The 14,224-nt window shown below is 46.3% G+C and carries 21 protein-coding genes; all 21 read left to right on the top strand.

Annotated elements, in window-relative coordinates:
- Positions 1-167 precede the first annotated feature (167 nt).
- Positions 168-416: a hypothetical protein gene (locus tag PVV68_RS07450; RefSeq protein ID WP_273782835.1), complete on the top strand. Its 249-nt coding sequence runs from the start codon at positions 168-170 to the stop codon at positions 414-416.
- A 14-nt stretch (positions 417-430) separates the two neighbouring features.
- On the top strand, positions 431-1,054 hold the full coding sequence (locus tag PVV68_RS07445; RefSeq protein WP_273755326.1) for a DUF3164 family protein: 624 nt from the start codon (positions 431-433) through the stop codon (positions 1,052-1,054).
- Positions 1,055-1,062: 8 nt separating this feature from the next.
- Complete coding sequence (locus PVV68_RS07440; protein WP_275065390.1) at positions 1,063-1,680, top strand: gp16 family protein; 618 nt, start codon at positions 1,063-1,065, stop codon at positions 1,678-1,680.
- Between the two features lie 6 nt (positions 1,681-1,686).
- The gene (locus PVV68_RS07435) at positions 1,687-2,094 is read left to right on the top strand and encodes a helix-turn-helix domain-containing protein (protein ID WP_273782831.1); all 408 of its coding nucleotides are present in this window, start codon (positions 1,687-1,689) and stop codon (positions 2,092-2,094) included.
- An 87-nt stretch (positions 2,095-2,181) separates the two neighbouring features.
- The gene (locus PVV68_RS07430) at positions 2,182-2,763 is read left to right on the top strand and encodes a peptidoglycan-binding protein (RefSeq protein WP_273721649.1); all 582 of its coding nucleotides are present in this window, start codon (positions 2,182-2,184) and stop codon (positions 2,761-2,763) included.
- Positions 2,760-3,047 carry a hypothetical protein gene (locus PVV68_RS07425; RefSeq protein WP_273721647.1) on the top strand — a complete coding sequence of 96 codons (288 nt, stop codon included), beginning with the start codon at positions 2,760-2,762 and terminating at the stop codon, positions 3,045-3,047. Before PVV68_RS07430 ends, PVV68_RS07425 begins: the two co-directional genes overlap by 4 nt.
- On the top strand, positions 3,040-3,378 hold the full coding sequence (locus PVV68_RS07420; RefSeq protein WP_273782829.1) for a hypothetical protein: 339 nt from the start codon (positions 3,040-3,042) through the stop codon (positions 3,376-3,378). Before PVV68_RS07425 ends, PVV68_RS07420 begins: the two co-directional genes overlap by 8 nt.
- On the top strand, positions 3,344-3,583 hold the full coding sequence (locus PVV68_RS07415; RefSeq protein WP_273721642.1) for a hypothetical protein: 240 nt from the start codon (positions 3,344-3,346) through the stop codon (positions 3,581-3,583). Before PVV68_RS07420 ends, PVV68_RS07415 begins: the two co-directional genes overlap by 35 nt.
- A complete protein-coding gene (locus PVV68_RS07410; RefSeq protein ID WP_273718828.1) occupies positions 3,580-3,894 on the top strand; it encodes a DUF2730 family protein in 315 nt (104 codons plus the stop codon). The genes PVV68_RS07415 and PVV68_RS07410 overlap by 4 nt, the downstream gene beginning before the upstream one ends.
- On the top strand, positions 3,891-4,247 hold the full coding sequence (locus PVV68_RS07405; RefSeq protein ID WP_273721640.1) for a hypothetical protein: 357 nt from the start codon (positions 3,891-3,893) through the stop codon (positions 4,245-4,247). The genes PVV68_RS07410 and PVV68_RS07405 overlap by 4 nt, the downstream gene beginning before the upstream one ends.
- Complete coding sequence (locus tag PVV68_RS07400; RefSeq protein ID WP_273721639.1) at positions 4,210-4,791, top strand: phage protein Gp27 family protein; 582 nt, start codon at positions 4,210-4,212, stop codon at positions 4,789-4,791. The genes PVV68_RS07405 and PVV68_RS07400 overlap by 38 nt, the downstream gene beginning before the upstream one ends.
- On the top strand, positions 4,784-6,424 hold the full coding sequence (locus PVV68_RS07395) for a hypothetical protein (protein ID WP_273721638.1): 1,641 nt from the start codon (positions 4,784-4,786) through the stop codon (positions 6,422-6,424). The genes PVV68_RS07400 and PVV68_RS07395 overlap by 8 nt, the downstream gene beginning before the upstream one ends.
- Positions 6,425-6,436: 12 nt before the next feature.
- Positions 6,437-8,038, top strand: coding sequence for a DUF935 domain-containing protein (locus PVV68_RS07390; RefSeq protein WP_273782827.1), 1,602 nt, complete (start codon positions 6,437-6,439; stop codon positions 8,036-8,038).
- On the top strand, positions 8,031-9,236 hold the full coding sequence (locus PVV68_RS07385; RefSeq protein WP_273721634.1) for a phage minor head protein: 1,206 nt from the start codon (positions 8,031-8,033) through the stop codon (positions 9,234-9,236). Before PVV68_RS07390 ends, PVV68_RS07385 begins: the two co-directional genes overlap by 8 nt.
- A 606-nt stretch (positions 9,237-9,842) precedes the next feature.
- Positions 9,843-10,901 (top strand): phage protease, encoded by a 1,059-nt coding sequence (locus PVV68_RS07380; protein WP_273721632.1) that lies wholly within the window; start codon positions 9,843-9,845, stop codon positions 10,899-10,901.
- Positions 10,898-11,239, top strand: coding sequence for a hypothetical protein (locus tag PVV68_RS07375; RefSeq protein WP_273782825.1), 342 nt, complete (start codon positions 10,898-10,900; stop codon positions 11,237-11,239). The genes PVV68_RS07380 and PVV68_RS07375 overlap by 4 nt, the downstream gene beginning before the upstream one ends.
- Before the next feature lie 12 nt (positions 11,240-11,251).
- On the top strand, positions 11,252-12,217 hold the full coding sequence (locus PVV68_RS07370; protein WP_342752509.1) for a capsid protein: 966 nt from the start codon (positions 11,252-11,254) through the stop codon (positions 12,215-12,217).
- A 12-nt stretch (positions 12,218-12,229) separates the two neighbouring features.
- Complete coding sequence (locus PVV68_RS07365; protein WP_273721628.1) at positions 12,230-12,655, top strand: gp436 family protein; 426 nt, start codon at positions 12,230-12,232, stop codon at positions 12,653-12,655.
- A 1-nt stretch (position 12,656) separates the two neighbouring features.
- Positions 12,657-13,151 carry a phage virion morphogenesis protein gene (locus PVV68_RS07360; protein WP_273782821.1) on the top strand — a complete coding sequence of 165 codons (495 nt, stop codon included), beginning with the start codon at positions 12,657-12,659 and terminating at the stop codon, positions 13,149-13,151.
- The gene (locus PVV68_RS07355) at positions 13,148-13,669 is read left to right on the top strand and encodes a hypothetical protein (protein ID WP_273721625.1); all 522 of its coding nucleotides are present in this window, start codon (positions 13,148-13,150) and stop codon (positions 13,667-13,669) included. Before PVV68_RS07360 ends, PVV68_RS07355 begins: the two co-directional genes overlap by 4 nt.
- Positions 13,666-14,224, top strand: a 559-nt coding sequence (locus PVV68_RS07350; RefSeq protein ID WP_273782820.1) for a baseplate assembly protein, incomplete at its 3' end; no start/stop codon positions are given. The genes PVV68_RS07355 and PVV68_RS07350, both read left to right, overlap by 4 nt.

Raw genomic sequence — 14,224 nt, 5'->3', positions numbered from 1 at the left:
TGTGTGGATTTGGCATTATTGCTTGAATTGGAGTTGAGTGTTCACCGTTTGGGGGAGGCCGATGCGGTTTTGGAAGCCCAAGTTTCAGAAGTTTTGTCTGAGTGTGACAGCACTGATGCGGATGAGAGCAATAGCGTGATTTATATGGATTTTGGAGGAGATAAATAATGGAACGGAACCCTTATATGGTGAGAGATTGCTTGATTGCTTTGCGCTCTGCCTTGTTAAAACATGAAATGGATGGGATTTTTTTGCATGGACAAGATGTTCGAGAATTAAATGAGTATTTGCGCCGCTTGGCAGGCTATAACCACATTTTAGGTCATGAGCTTATGCGGTGTCGTTGGCAATTGAAAGCGGGATGTGCGCCTTCTTCAGGGGATGTTGTGCCATTTCGTCGGTTTCAAAAAACATAAGGAGGACATTGGTGATGAATCCACAAATTGAACTTGAAGGCACGCGTTATATGAAGGATGCAAAAGGGGCTTTGGTGCCGGTAAGCCTGATCCGCCCTGCGGATTTGTTAGAGGATGAAACGGTGCGCAAAATTATGGGTTTTGCGAAAGAGTTATCGGCAAGGATTGCACGTTTTAACAACCATACGATTGCGGATTTGAGTGATTTTGATAGCTTGCTTGCGCAAGAATATGGTGTGGAGCGGCGTGGCAAAAAGGGTAATTGTACTTACACAAGTTTTGATGGTTTGCAACGCATTAAAGTGCAAGTACAGGAAAGTGTTGATTTTGGACCGCAATTGCAAATTGCCAAAAGCCTTCTTGATGAGTGTTTAAATGAATGGTCTGCGGATGCGCGTCCTGAAATCCGTGCGATTATTACGCGTGCTTTTAATACGGATAAAGAAGGCAAGGTGAATCGGGGGGAGATCTTTATGCTGTTGCGTTTGGATATTGATGATCCACGCTGGAAAGAGGCGATGCGGGCGATCCGTGAAGCGATCCGAGTGACGACATCTAAGGAATATGTGCGTTTTTATGAGCGCGATAGTTTGGAAAGCGCTTGGCGTGCTGTAACCATTGATCTGGCGAAGACGTGAGGGAAACCATGTCTTTAGCGGCTATTCATATGGGAAGACGGGCGTTAGGTCTTGATGATGAGACCTATCGCGCACTGCTCTATCGCTTGACGGGCAAGCAATCGGCGAAAGATTTGAACTTTTTAGAGAAATGTTTAGTCGTCGCTGAAATGAAAGCGTGTGGTTTTGAGCCGAATGTGAAGCGTTTAGAGGGTAAATATGCTAAGAAGCTCCAGGCGCTCTGGATTGCTGGGTGGAATCTTGGCATTATTCGTGATCGTTCAGATAAAGCGTTGCTTGCCTTTGTGAAAAGACAGACAGGGATTGATCATATTCGTTTTTTGCGTGATAGCGATGATGCGTGTAGAGCTATTGAGGCGTTGAAAGGTTGGTTGCAGCGTGAGGGTGGGGTTGACTGGAAAGGGAAAAAGATTCAAGATTCTTGGCAGAAAATGCCAGGATATTTGATTTTGTGTGCCCAATGGAAGCGTTTGAATCCCGATGTTGTGTTTGATGTGGAAGCTTTTCATCAAAGTGTTATGGCGTTAAGTGGTAAAGCTTTGGGCGAGATGAGTGGGGGCGATTTTATGCACGTTATGAATGTTTGGGGGCGGGTCATCCGTAAAGGAGTTACAAGCGAGGGGTAAGCATGCATGCACGAGGAAATCTATAGCGATTTTCCTGCCTTATTGCGTGAAATAGCTGATGTTGCGGGCAGTGAAGCAGCATGGAATATGATGCGGGCTTTTGGGGGACGAGAAGTTTATATACCCGGGCGTCTTGAGAATGCGGATTGGTTGATTGAAATTGTTGGGTTTGAAGAGGCGCAGCAACTCATCAACCATTTTTGTTTTAATGGTTCTGGTGTGCGCCTTCTTATCCCCCTTGGTAGAGATGCTGAACGGCGGCAAAAAATGATGCAAGCGCTGCAAAAAGGCTGGTCGGTAGATGCAGCGGCTGCGGTTTCTGGTATGCATGTGCGCACAGCCTATCGCTTAAAGAAGAGAATTTCTTTGCAAGAGCCACAAGGTTTATTATTTCCAGAGTTTTATGAGTATTGAGAGTTTTGACTGACAGTGTCAGGCTTATATTGGGGGAGTGAGACTCGATAAACTGCGAATGAATTTTATTCATTGAGCGGTTTTTTTATGATTTCAATAGATGCTTCTTTTCTTCATCGCCTTGCGCCTAAATTGGCGCATCATGCGCGGCAAGATTATATTATTGTTGAGATGGCACGCGCATTGCCTGAAGTTTTGTCTTATGGCGCACTCACGACGCATTTGCGTATTGCACATTTTTTAAGCCAATGTGCCCATGAGAGTGATGGCTTTTTTACCCTGCGTGAATATGCCTCAGGGCGCGCTTATGAGGGGCGGCGTGATTTAGGCAATGTCAACCCTGGGGATGGTGTGCGCTTTAAGGGGCGTGGTTTGATCCAATTAACGGGGCGGAATAATTATCGTCGTTTTACGAAGTTTTGGCGCTTAGTTGATGAACAAGCGGTTGATTGTGAGGCATTTCCAGAAGTGCTGGAACAGTTTCCAGCAGCGCTTTGGTCGGCTGTTTGGTTTTGGCAGATGAAAGGCTTGAACAAGCTTGCTGACCAAGATGATGTTGTGAGGATTACCAAGGCGATTAATGGGGGCAAGAATGGACTTGTGCAGCGTTTGACTTATTTAAACCGCGCCAAAAAGCTTTTAGGACTTTCATGCGAGGTGCAGTCATGAAGCCATCTTATCGGGGGTCTCGGCGTTATTTATGGTGGTCCTTTTGGTTTGCTTGGGGGGTTATTTTTTTGCTCGTTTCTGGTGGTTTGCTTGGGGCACCGCATATTGTTGATATGGCAGGCATTTCTATTCCTTCGATGGTGGCGATTATTGTTGGCAATCTGGGGGTGCATCGCGGTTTTGGTTCCTTGGATTTTTCCAATAGCAAGCGTTTTAATAAGCGGCATAGCAGCTCCTATGATGGGGTGGAGATAACGGGGTGGGGGGATAAGCGCAATGTTTAATCTACTTTCAAAACTGTCTTTTGGTTTGCTTTTTTTGGCAAGTGTGATGTTAGCGGCTTTTGGCTTTATGAAAGCGCAAGTTTTAAAGGCGGAAAGAGCGCGTGATGTGTATTGGCGCTTAGAAATTGCCAAGGTTTCCCTACAAGCAGAGCTTGAGCAGCAACAACAAAGAGAGGCCGCACAAAGAGCAGAGCTGCAAGCACAAGGGGTGATTTCTGCTTTAAGACAAAGGCTTACAAAAATGGAGGAGGTCAATGCAGTATTGCCAACTACTGGCTGTGGTATTGGGCTTGAGCGTGTGCGCTTGCTCAACACCCAAGCCAAGGGATAGTTTTGCTTATCAGTTTTTATCGGTCGAATTGCCGCCTGTTGTTCGCATGGCGTGTAGCCGCCCTGTTTTACTGCCAGAGCGTGCTTTGAATGGGCGCGAAGTGGTGCATTATTGGAGCCGTGATCGCACTGCTTTATTGATCTGTGAACAGCACAGACGAGCAGCTGTCAAAGCCATTTTAATGAAGTCAAGGAGGGGTTCGTGAATTTAGATATTAGTGTGGCCAATGGTTGGTTATCGTTGTTGTTATCCATTGTTGCGATTTGTGGGGTTTTGAGAGCCTATTTTTCTTCAGGTGCGCGGGAAATGCTGAAAGATCTCGTTGTGCTTAAAGAGCGTGTACAAAAGTTAGAAACGGAGATGGACTTTTTGCCTGATCGCGATGCGTTGCAAAGATTGGAAGTGAATATGGAGAAATTGAATGGTCGTCTCAACACGCTTTCTGCGCAATTACAACCGGTGGCAGCCATTGGTGAGCGCTTGCAAGAGTTTTTACTGGAGAATGCCAAGAAATGAAAGCAGATATGGATAAAATCATCCGTGAAGAAGCGCGGCTGATTATTTTAAAAGGGCTAGCTTGTGAGCGCAGCGAAACTTTATCGAGTGCGATGATTGAGCGGTTGTTATACAGTTATGGTATCCGGCGTGATCGCGATTTTGTGCACAATGAACTGGCTTTTATGGAAGATCAAGGTGCTGTCACGTTAAAACAGGCAGGTTCGGTTTTTCTTGCGGCGTTAACAGAACGGGGAGCGCGTCATTTAGACCGGAGCTTTTCCATTGAGGGGATTAAGCGGCCTAAACGTTCATCAATAAAAGACGAGGTAAAAGATGCGCAAGGTCGGGCGTGGACGCTTAACGGCGATTGATTTATTGCCGCAAGCTTGTGATCAAATTATTGCTGCGGCTGCTGAAGCTTTAAATGGGCGTGAGAAGACACAAATGGCTATTTATGGTGAGTTTAAAGCGGCTTTGAAGGCTTTAAAAAAAGAAATGGGTTTAAGCTTTTCTATTCCCTCTTTTTCCAGTTTTAATCGTTATTCTTTGCGTTTAGCGGTGATGTCACGGCGCTTAGAACAAACGCGCGAAATAGCAGCAAGTCTTTCACAGCGCTTTGATGCCAAAGCTTCTGACAATATTACTCTGTTAACAGCCGCAGCGATTAAAGAACTGATTTTTTCCACGTTAAGCAGTGGGAAAAACCTTTCGCCAAAAGCGGCACAAGAGTTGGCGAATGCGCTTAAAGGGGTTTTGGCTGCTGAACATTTGTCGACCACGAGGCGGCAAAAGTTGGAAAAGGATTTTACAAGTAAGGCAAGCAAAGCGGTTGAGGTGGCAGCGGCAGCAGCGGGGCTCTCAGAAGAGACGGCGCGGGCTATTCGTGCGCAGGTGTTGGGGATAAAACATGGTTGAAGGGCGTGAGGCTTTTGAACAGACTCCTTTAAAAAGTGAGGCGATTGATGATCGGTTGGGTTTTGAACTTTGGCAGACAAGTACTTTTCTAAACGAGAAAGATCCCTTAGCGGAAGGCATTTTGATGGCGCATCAACGGGCATGGATTGAAGATAAGTCACCATTAAAATTGGTTGAAAAGGGGCGGCGGACCGGCATTACTTTTGCGGAAGCTTTGGATGATACCCTTATTGCGGCAGCGACGCGTGAAGCTGGTGGCGATAATGTTTTTTACATTGGCGACACCAAAGAAAAGGGGCGTGAGTTTATTGGTTATGTGAGCAATTTTGCTTCAGCACTTACCAGCAATAGTGGTGATGTGGAGGAATTTTTATTCTCTGATCAAAAAGAGGATGGGTCAACAAAATATATCTCTGCTTACCGCGTGCGCTTTGCTTCAGGTTTTCGGATTGAGGCGCTTTCTAGCCGTCCTGAAAATATTCGCGGACTACAAGGCATTGTGGTGATTGACGAGGCGGCGTTTCATAAAGATGTGCGCTCTGTTTTGGATGCGGTGAATGCCTTGTTGATTTGGGGAGGCAAGATCCGTGTGATCTCAACACACAATGGTGTGCTTAATCCTTTCAATGAACTGATCCGTGAGGCACGCGCGGGCAAGGTTCCTTTTTCTCTGCATTGTTATCCCTTTGGTGTAGCGGTTAAAAATGGCTTGTTTAAACGGGTTTGTGCCATGAAGGGAGAGGGGTGGAGTTTAGCAGCTGAGCAAAAATGGGAGAAACAAATCCGTGCTTCTTATGGGGTGCGTTTGAGTGCTATGCGCCAAGAATTAGATGCCATACCGGCAGATCAAGAAGGGGCGGCTTTAACACGCTTACAGATTGAAAATTGTTGTGCACCAGATATTGCGGTGTTGCGTTTTGCTTGTGTGGATGGTTTTAAAAATCAATCGGATGATCAACGAAGTCAAGCGGCGTTTGCTTGGTGTGAGAAGCATGTAAAACCTCTTCATATTGGGCTTGACCGGCGGCGTCAACATGTTTTTGGTGTTGATTTTGCGCGCAGTGGCGATGCGACATCCATTGTGGTGATGGAAGTGGGGCAAGATTTGGTGCGCCGTGTCCGGTTTATGGTGGAATTGCGCAATATGCCGTTTGATCAACAAAGAGAGATTTTATTTTATGGGGTGAATGGCTTGCCACGTTTGTTGGGGGGCGCTTTGGATGCACGTGGCAATGGGGCTTATTTAGCGGAAAAAGCAGCGCAGCGTTATGGAGCTTGTGTGAGGGAAGTACAATTGTCGCAAAGTTGGTATGGCAAAGAAATGCCGGCTTATTTGGAAGCTTTTGGTGATGGGTCCATTGTTTTGCCGCGCGATAGTGACATTGTTGCGGATCATCAAGCGCTTGCTTATGTCAATGGCATTGTGAAAATTCCAGACAATCATCGTTTTAAAGGCAGTGACGGTTTTATGCGCCATGGTGATAGCGCGATTGCTTGCGCTTTGGCTTATTTTGCCAGTCGGCAGGCGCCTGAAATTTACGAATATACGCCTGTGAGAGAGGTTTATGGTTTTAATGAAAGCCCACTCTTTTCAACGCCTTTTTTTTCAACGACGAGATCAAAGATATATTGATGGGATGATGAGATGGTAAAACTGGTTGATCAGTGGGGTAGGGCGCTTCATATCAAAGGGTTGGAGCGGGAGGTGGCAAGCCCAAGCATTGGTGGTATTCGTGATGTGTGGTCACAAACCATTGTCAGTGGTTTAACACCTGCGCAACTTGCTGATATTTTGCAGCAGGCAGCACGGGGGCAGCCAGAGCAGTTTTTCCAACTTGCCGATGATATGGAAGAGCGTGATTTACATTATCGTGCTGTGCTTGGCATGCGTAAAAATGCTCTCACAGGGGTGGAGCCTGGGGTGATTGCTGCAAGCAACAGTGCACAGGACAAAAAAATTGCCGATGCTGTTCGAGAAATGATTAGTGCACCTACCTTTGTTGATGATTATGTGACGGATTTGTTAGATGCTTTGGGAAAAGGCTATGCGATTGTTGAAACCTTGTGGGACAAGAGTGCCAAGGAATGGTGGCCGGTTGCTTGGAAATGGCGTGATCAGCGGTTTTTTCAATTGGACCGGCGAGATGGCTTTCATTTGCGTTTAAAAGAAGAGGGGTCTCACTATGGTATTGAATTGCCTGCTTATAAATTTTCCATTCACAGACCCAAGTTGAAAAGTGGCTTACCAATCCGTACGGGGCTTGCACGGCTTGCGGCTTGGGCATTTTTGTTTAAGTCTTATACCTTAAAAGATTGGATGGCTTTCTTAGAAGTTTACGGCATGCCGTTGCGTGTGGGAAAATATGGGGCAAGCTCTTCTCATGAGGAACGCAGAGTTCTCATTCAAGCGGTGCGTGATTTATCCAGTGATGCGGCAGCGATTATTCCCAAAGAGATGGAGATTGAATTTATTGAAGCGGCAGGGGGCAGTGGCAATGCGGTTTTTGCCGCAAAGGCGGAATATTTAGATCGACAGATCTCTAAAGGAGTATTGGGGCAAACGATGACGACGGATGATGGCGCGTCCTTTTCGCAAGCACGCATTCATGAAAATGTCCGCCATGATATTGCCAGAGCTGATGCACGGCAATTGGCTTTGACAGCTAATCGTGATTTGATTGTGCCTTTTGTTGAGATTAATTTTGGGCGCCAAGAGCGCACTCCCCTTGTCTATTGGCCGATTTCGGAAAATGAAGATATTAAAGCCATTAGCGATGCTTTAGAAAAACTTGTGCCTCTAGGATTGCGTGTTGGGGCGCAAGAAGTGCGCAATAAGATTGGCTTTTCGCAACCAAAAAAGGGAGAGGATGTTTTAAGGGCTGCTTCTCTTAGTCCTGATGATGAGAGAGAACAAGAGGATAATGCGGGGCAACAAAAAGCTCATGTTTGTGCTGATTGTGGGGGTGCTTTTGATGTTTCTGTGACAAGAAAAGAAGGGGTTGGAAAAGAGCAGGGTGGGAAACATCACGACGAATTGGACCGACTTTCTGAAGAGGCTTTAAGTGACTGGGAAGAGGATTTAGAGCCCCTTTTAGAGCCTTTTAAAAAGCTTGTGAGAGAGGCTAAAAGTTATGAGGATATCCTTAAAGGCTTGGATGAATTGTTGGGCGAGATGGACCATCATGCCTTGGCAGCACGCTTGGCAAAGGTGCAAATGATTGCGCGGGGACTGGGGTATCATGGATGAGGAACTTTTTAAAACAGCACCCAAAGAGGTCACCCGTTATTTTGCCGCCAAAAATATTGTTCCAAGCTTTGATTGGCGGGATATAGCACCAGAAGAGCATGCCTTTTCCTTTACGGTAGCAAAATCGGTAGGTTATGACATTTTGGATGATTTTAAGCGAGCCGTTGGAGATGCCATAAAGCATCAAGTTCCTTTTCAAGATTTTCAAAAAAATTTAATGCCGATTTTACAGGAAAAGGGTTGGTGGGGGAAAAAGACCAGCATTGACCCGAAAACGGGTGAAAAGAGTGTGGTGCAATTGGGCAGTCCGCGGCGTTTAGAAACGGTCTATTGGGCGAATACCATGAGTGCCCATGCGGCAGGTGAATGGGAACGTACACAAAATAATAAAGAGTTTTTGCCTTATCTCACCTATGCTTTGTCGAGTTCAGAACATAAGCGTTTGGAACATGAAAGTTGGGTGGGGTTTACGGCACTTGTTGATGATCCCATTTGGGATTGGCTTTATCCGCCCAATGGCTGGCGGTGTAAATGCAGTGTGCGGCAGGTAAGCCGTTATGAGGCGGACAATTTAGGCTATGAAGAGGGGACAGCACCACCCCATGTGGAGGAGCGGGGTTGGCGCAATAAGCGAACGGGAAAAGTTGAGAAGATACCCGTAGGCATTGATCCTGGTTGGCATTTGAATCCTGGAAAACATCGTGCGCAAAATTTAAGCCGATTTTTAAGTGATAAAATTTCCCTAATGGGGGATAATGGCAAGCGTATTGCTATTGAAGATATTGTGGGCTCACCGCTTTTGGAAGCGATGTTTGAAGGACGTATGCCGCGTGGATTTATTCCCATAGCACCAATGATAAAAAAGGTACGTGATGTTTTTACAACAGAAAGTTCTCTTATTCGTTTATCTTCAGACAGTGTGAAACATATTTTGTTAGAGCATCAAGCGCGTGCTCTTCATTTGGAGGATTTTCGAGGCGCCATTCAAACCTTCATAAAACCTTATGGTATTATTAGACGCAAAGATGCACAGAGTGTTGTGTTTTTGGGTCAAAGTGGTGGGGCATGGTGGCGCTTTGCAGTCAAATGGGTGGCAAGCAAACAAGAATGGTGGCTTATCTCGATGCATAAAAAGAGCTTTCGCGAAATTCAACGTTTGTTACATGCGGCTGAAAAGAAGGATGAACGGTTGTTGTAGAGAACACCGTAAAGCTTTTTTGGCTTTGCAAAGAAGGAACTGGTGTGTGAGGAAAAATGAGAAGGCGTGGAGGGCGGTCAACTCCTCGCAGATCCGGCAAAGCCGTCCTGGCATAACTGGCTCACGCCTCGCGGGTAATCTAACAGTTTAAACGTTTAAAAGCAATCTTTTAAAAAAACGGCTTGGTTGGCTTTGCAAAGAAGAAACCGGTGTGTGAGGAAAAAAGAGAAGGCGTGGAGGGCGGTCAACTCCTCGCAGGTCCGGCAAAGCCGTCCTGGCAAAACTGGCTCACGCCTTATCTCCAATGATATAATGTTTTTAAGCCAAAAAGCAATCTTTTAAAAAAACGGCTTGAGAGAGTTTTTTTTGTGTGGAGTGATAAATTGTACCTCCAAACTTATAATGGCGCTCTATCGCCTTTGAAGTGCCTTTGAAAACGATTTTATGGGATGGTTTGGCACGGGGGTTTTTCTCACAAGGAGAATATATAGGGAAAAGAGTACTTTTTTAAAGAAATGCTCTTTTGACTGACAGTGTCAGACTTATGGTGGGAGTAAGTTTCATGCATTGTATTGCCAATGACGATTGTAAAGCAATAGGCAATGTATGGAACAGGAATTTCACGAAGATCAAAAAGATGGGCATGCTGAAACATTTTATGCCGCGTTCATTGACCTTTGCCCAGACGTTTTATGCCAAGATATTTTATGCCAAGACGCCACCGTTAGCCAAGCGCCGGAATGGGTAGAGTTGTTGCCCAAAGCGCCCCATGTGAAGGCACGTGATGGGCGGGAATGGCATTATAACCCACAAAGGATTTTAAAGGCTTTTGCAGCCAATAAAGGACCGCTTGTGATTGATTATGAGCATGGGCAACATCACCGAGCGAGGAACGGCTTGGAAGCGCCGGCTAGTGGTTGGATTGAAGAACTCGCAGAACGGGATGGTGCGATTTGGGGGCGGGTTAACTGGACCGATATGGCAGCTAAAAAGATTATTGCCCGAGAGTATCGCTATCTTTCCCCTGAGTTTCGTCATTCTAAAAATGGTGAGATTTTAAGTTTGGCAGGGGCAGGGTTGGTGAACCGTCCTGCCCTTGTGATGACGGCTTTAAGCCGTGAAACCCCTTTAACACCCCCTTTGATACCCCTTGTGGTGTCCCCAACAACCTTGACGGAGAAAATGATGGATTTAACAGCCATTGCCAGTGCTTTGGAGCTGGCAGAAGATGCAAAACCTGCAGAAATTTTAGCAAGCATTGCAGCACGCGAAAAAGAACGGGTGGAATTAAATACCCAATTAACAAAAGCGCGAGAAGATTTAGCACTTTTGCGGGAAGAGCAAAAAAAGGCGACGATTGAGAGTCTTTTAGACAAAGCGATTGAAGAGGGCAAGATTTTGCCTGCTGCGCGTGAAGAATATTGTGCCCTTTGTAGCCTTGAAGGGGGTATGGAACATTTTAAAACTTTGGTTGAGAAGTTGCCGGCGCTTGCCTCAACAAGCCCTTTAGAAGTGTGTGCCTTGGTGCAAGAACATCAGCTTGCGCCAGAAGATATTGCGCTTGCGGCACGCCATTATCAACAAGAGCAGAAAGCACAAGGCTTCGACATCACCATTAGCCAAGCAGTTGATTATATTAGCGAGCAAAAGGAGCGCCAATCATGAGTACGATGATTTTGATGAAATCTTTTCGCGCTTTTGCAGAGATCTCACCTTATTGCATTGTTGCAGCGCGCGGTGACGGAATGGTGGCAACGGCTACTGGTAAGGGTGATAAATTATTAGGCACTGCCGGCTCTTGTGAAGCCAAGGCTGGTGAGATGATTGATGTTGGCCAATGTGGTTGGGGCGAAGTGGTTTGTGGAGGCAATGTTTCCTTTGGTGACTTTTTAACCTCTGACCCAAAGGGGCACGCCATAAAGGCTGAAGCAGCAGATCGCACCATTGGCATTGCCATGAGTGATGGTTCTGCTGGTGATGTTATTTCTTTTAAAATTAATTAAGCGAGGCTTATGATGAACAGACCTTTTCCCATTGATCCAACACTCACCGCGATTGCTATTGGGTATCGCAATCCAGCAGGTTCTCTTATTGGCGATAAAGTTTTGCCCCGTGTTGGTGTTTTAAGTGAAGTGTTTAAATATAGTGAATTTCCCCTAGCGGAAAATTTTACCGTACCTGAACTTGAGGTTGGGCGAAAAGGGCGCCCGAATGTGGTGGAATTTTCTGCCTTTGAACGGGAAGCCAGTGTGAGAGATTACGGGCTTGATGACCTTATTCCCAATTCAGATATTGAAGCAGCAGCCCGCGCACGGGCAGAAAAGCGCTCTCGTTATAATCCCGAAAAAACCGCTGTAGAGGGACTTGCCAATTTGCTGGAATTGGGGCGTGAAGTGCGTGTAGCAGCTCTTGTGCAAAGAAGTGAAAATTACGCACCAGAGCGGGTGATGACCCTTAAGGGTGAAAATAAATTCAGTGATTATGAGAAATCTGATCCTTATGCCACTTTAGATGAGGCGAAGGACAAAGCCCTCGTCTATACGCCCAACACCATTGTGATGGGTAAAGTTGTTTGGTCAAAACTCAAACGTCATCCCAAAATCATTAAAGCCGTTAAGGGGGGTGACACTGCTGATGGTTTTGTCACCAAAGCGCAATTTGCTGATCTGATGGAAATACACCCTGATCGTTTACTCATTGGTGAATCGCAAGTGAATTTAGCTCGCAAAGGGCGTTCGGCACAATTGGCGCGCGTTTGGGGCAATAAGATTGCACTGCTTTATATTGATCCCACCAAGCAACAGGCGGATGGTTCTCTCATCAGTTGGGGCTTTAGTGCTCAGTTGGGTGAGCGTATCTCTGGGGTGATCTCTGATCCAGATATTGGTTTATCGGGTGGTAAACGGGTGCGTGTGGGTGAACGGGTGTGCGAATTGGTGGCAGCAAAAGATGCCGGTGTGTTGCTGCAAGATGTTGTTTAAGGAAAAGACTTAATGGCGTATGCAAGCAAAACATTGATTGAAGAGCTCTGGGGTGATGATTTCTTGAAAGACTTATGTGCTTTTGATGATGAGAATTCTGATCCAGTGCTTTTCGATCAAGCTATTGCCCTTGCTCTAAACCAAGCAAGTGGTGAGATTGATGTGCATCTCTCTCATCGCTACTGCGTCCCGATTGCTGGACAGCCGGCGGCTCTTGGCATGATCTGTGTCAATATTGCTGTTTATAATTTAGCCATACGCCATACGGCACTGACCACAACCATTGAAGATCGCTACAAACAGGCGGTTGAACTCTTGAAACGCATTGCAGAAGGCAAAGCGGGTTTGGGGGTCGATGAACCTAAAATTATGAGTGAAGATGGACCGCTTCGTGATGGGGCTTTTTTCCATGCCAAACCGCGTTTGATGGGAAGATAACATGTCTGTTTCAAGCCATATTGAGATTAAAGAGAGCGGGCTTGAAGCGGCTTTATCCTTTTTACAAAAGGGCGCTGATAGCTCGATGGGAACTTTATCACAAGGGGTTGGGCGCCTCATCCAAGAGAGCACAAGGCGGCGCATTCAAAGCGAAAAAACCTCCCCCCAAGGAGAAAAGTGGAAAAACAATTATGCCCGTACCTCCATTCTTTATGCCAGTGGGGCGCTCTCACGCTCCATTGATATGAAAGCCTCACCAGAACAGGTGATTGTGGGCTCTGGGTTGGTTTATGCGCGGATTCATCAATTGGGTGGGGCTATTTTCCCGAAAAAAGGCAAAGCCCTGCGCTTCTTTCTTAAAAGCGGCAAGGCACACCGCTTTGTGTGTGTGCATCAAGTGACCATGCCGGCACGTGCCTATTTAGGGCTTTCAGAGCACAATAAAGTGGAAATTGTCAAAGCAACAGAAGATTGGCTGGAAAGGGTCTTTTCATGAGACAAACGATCACACAAGCAGGGCGTATTAATGCGTTTCGTGAGGCGGTGATAAAGAGCCTTAAAGGCGCTTTGCCAGATGTGCGTGATTGCGGCTGTCAATTTGGGCGTTTTAATTTAGAAGAGCTTGAAACACAGATGCTTGTGGCGCCTGCTGTGCGTGTTGCAGTGTTAGAAAGTCGTTTAAATCCTATGCCTTCTGGACAGATGAGTGCTGATCTTCATTTAGGGGCATTTATTATCACCACGGGCAAAGAGCGGGATGTTTCCAGTTGGCTTTTGGCAGAAGCGATAGGGGTTTTATGCCATAGCGGACAATTGTGGGGGTTAACGCATTTGAGCGCCCCGCGGGATGTGTCAATTGACCCCATTATTTCTGCGGCGATTAAGCAGCGCGGTGTATCGATAAGCGTGGTGGAATGGCACCAAGATTTGCATCAGTTGGGACAGGATATTTTTTGTGATGAAGGACAACTCAAAGGTGGTTTGATCTCATGTGATGATGAGGTGTTTTCATGAATGATGCGCATTTGTTGGGCGAGACTTTTCGGCAAATCATGAAGCGCCTTGATGCGCTTGAACGCTGTCTTGCCAACCAGCACATGATGGGGCGGGTGGCGCAAATAGATGGACATAGGGTGCGGGTGAAACTTTTCTCTAAAGGTGCCAATGGACAAGCGGTTTTATCGCCTTGGCTACAGGCGCAAGAAGCTGCTGGTGCTGTTTCAAGCAATATGCCTTTAAACATTGGTGATCCAGTGCGCTTGTTAAATCCCCATGGCGAAATTGGCTCTGCGTCTCTGGTTGTACGCGATAGCTATAGTGATGATGCACAAAATCCAGCACGCTCTTTCCAAGAGCTTGCGCTTTGTTATGCAGGGGGTGCTCTTCGTATCACGAAGGATGAACTTATTCTCTCCCATGGGGAAAACCAAATCCGTTTGAGCGCACAAGGGCTCATGCTTTGTCATCAATCAACCCGTGTTGAATTAACGGACTGCGTGCAGATTCAAGCAGAAGATTTACAGCACAATCAAAAATCGGTTGGAGCAAGCCACAAACATGGTGGGGTCA

Source organism: Bartonella sp. ML69XJBT (assembly GCF_028618515.1).
GTDB lineage: Bacteria > Pseudomonadota > Alphaproteobacteria > Rhizobiales > Rhizobiaceae > Bartonella.
The sequence above is the reverse complement of the archived record's forward strand: the minus strand, read 5'-3'. Positions and strand labels throughout refer to the sequence as shown.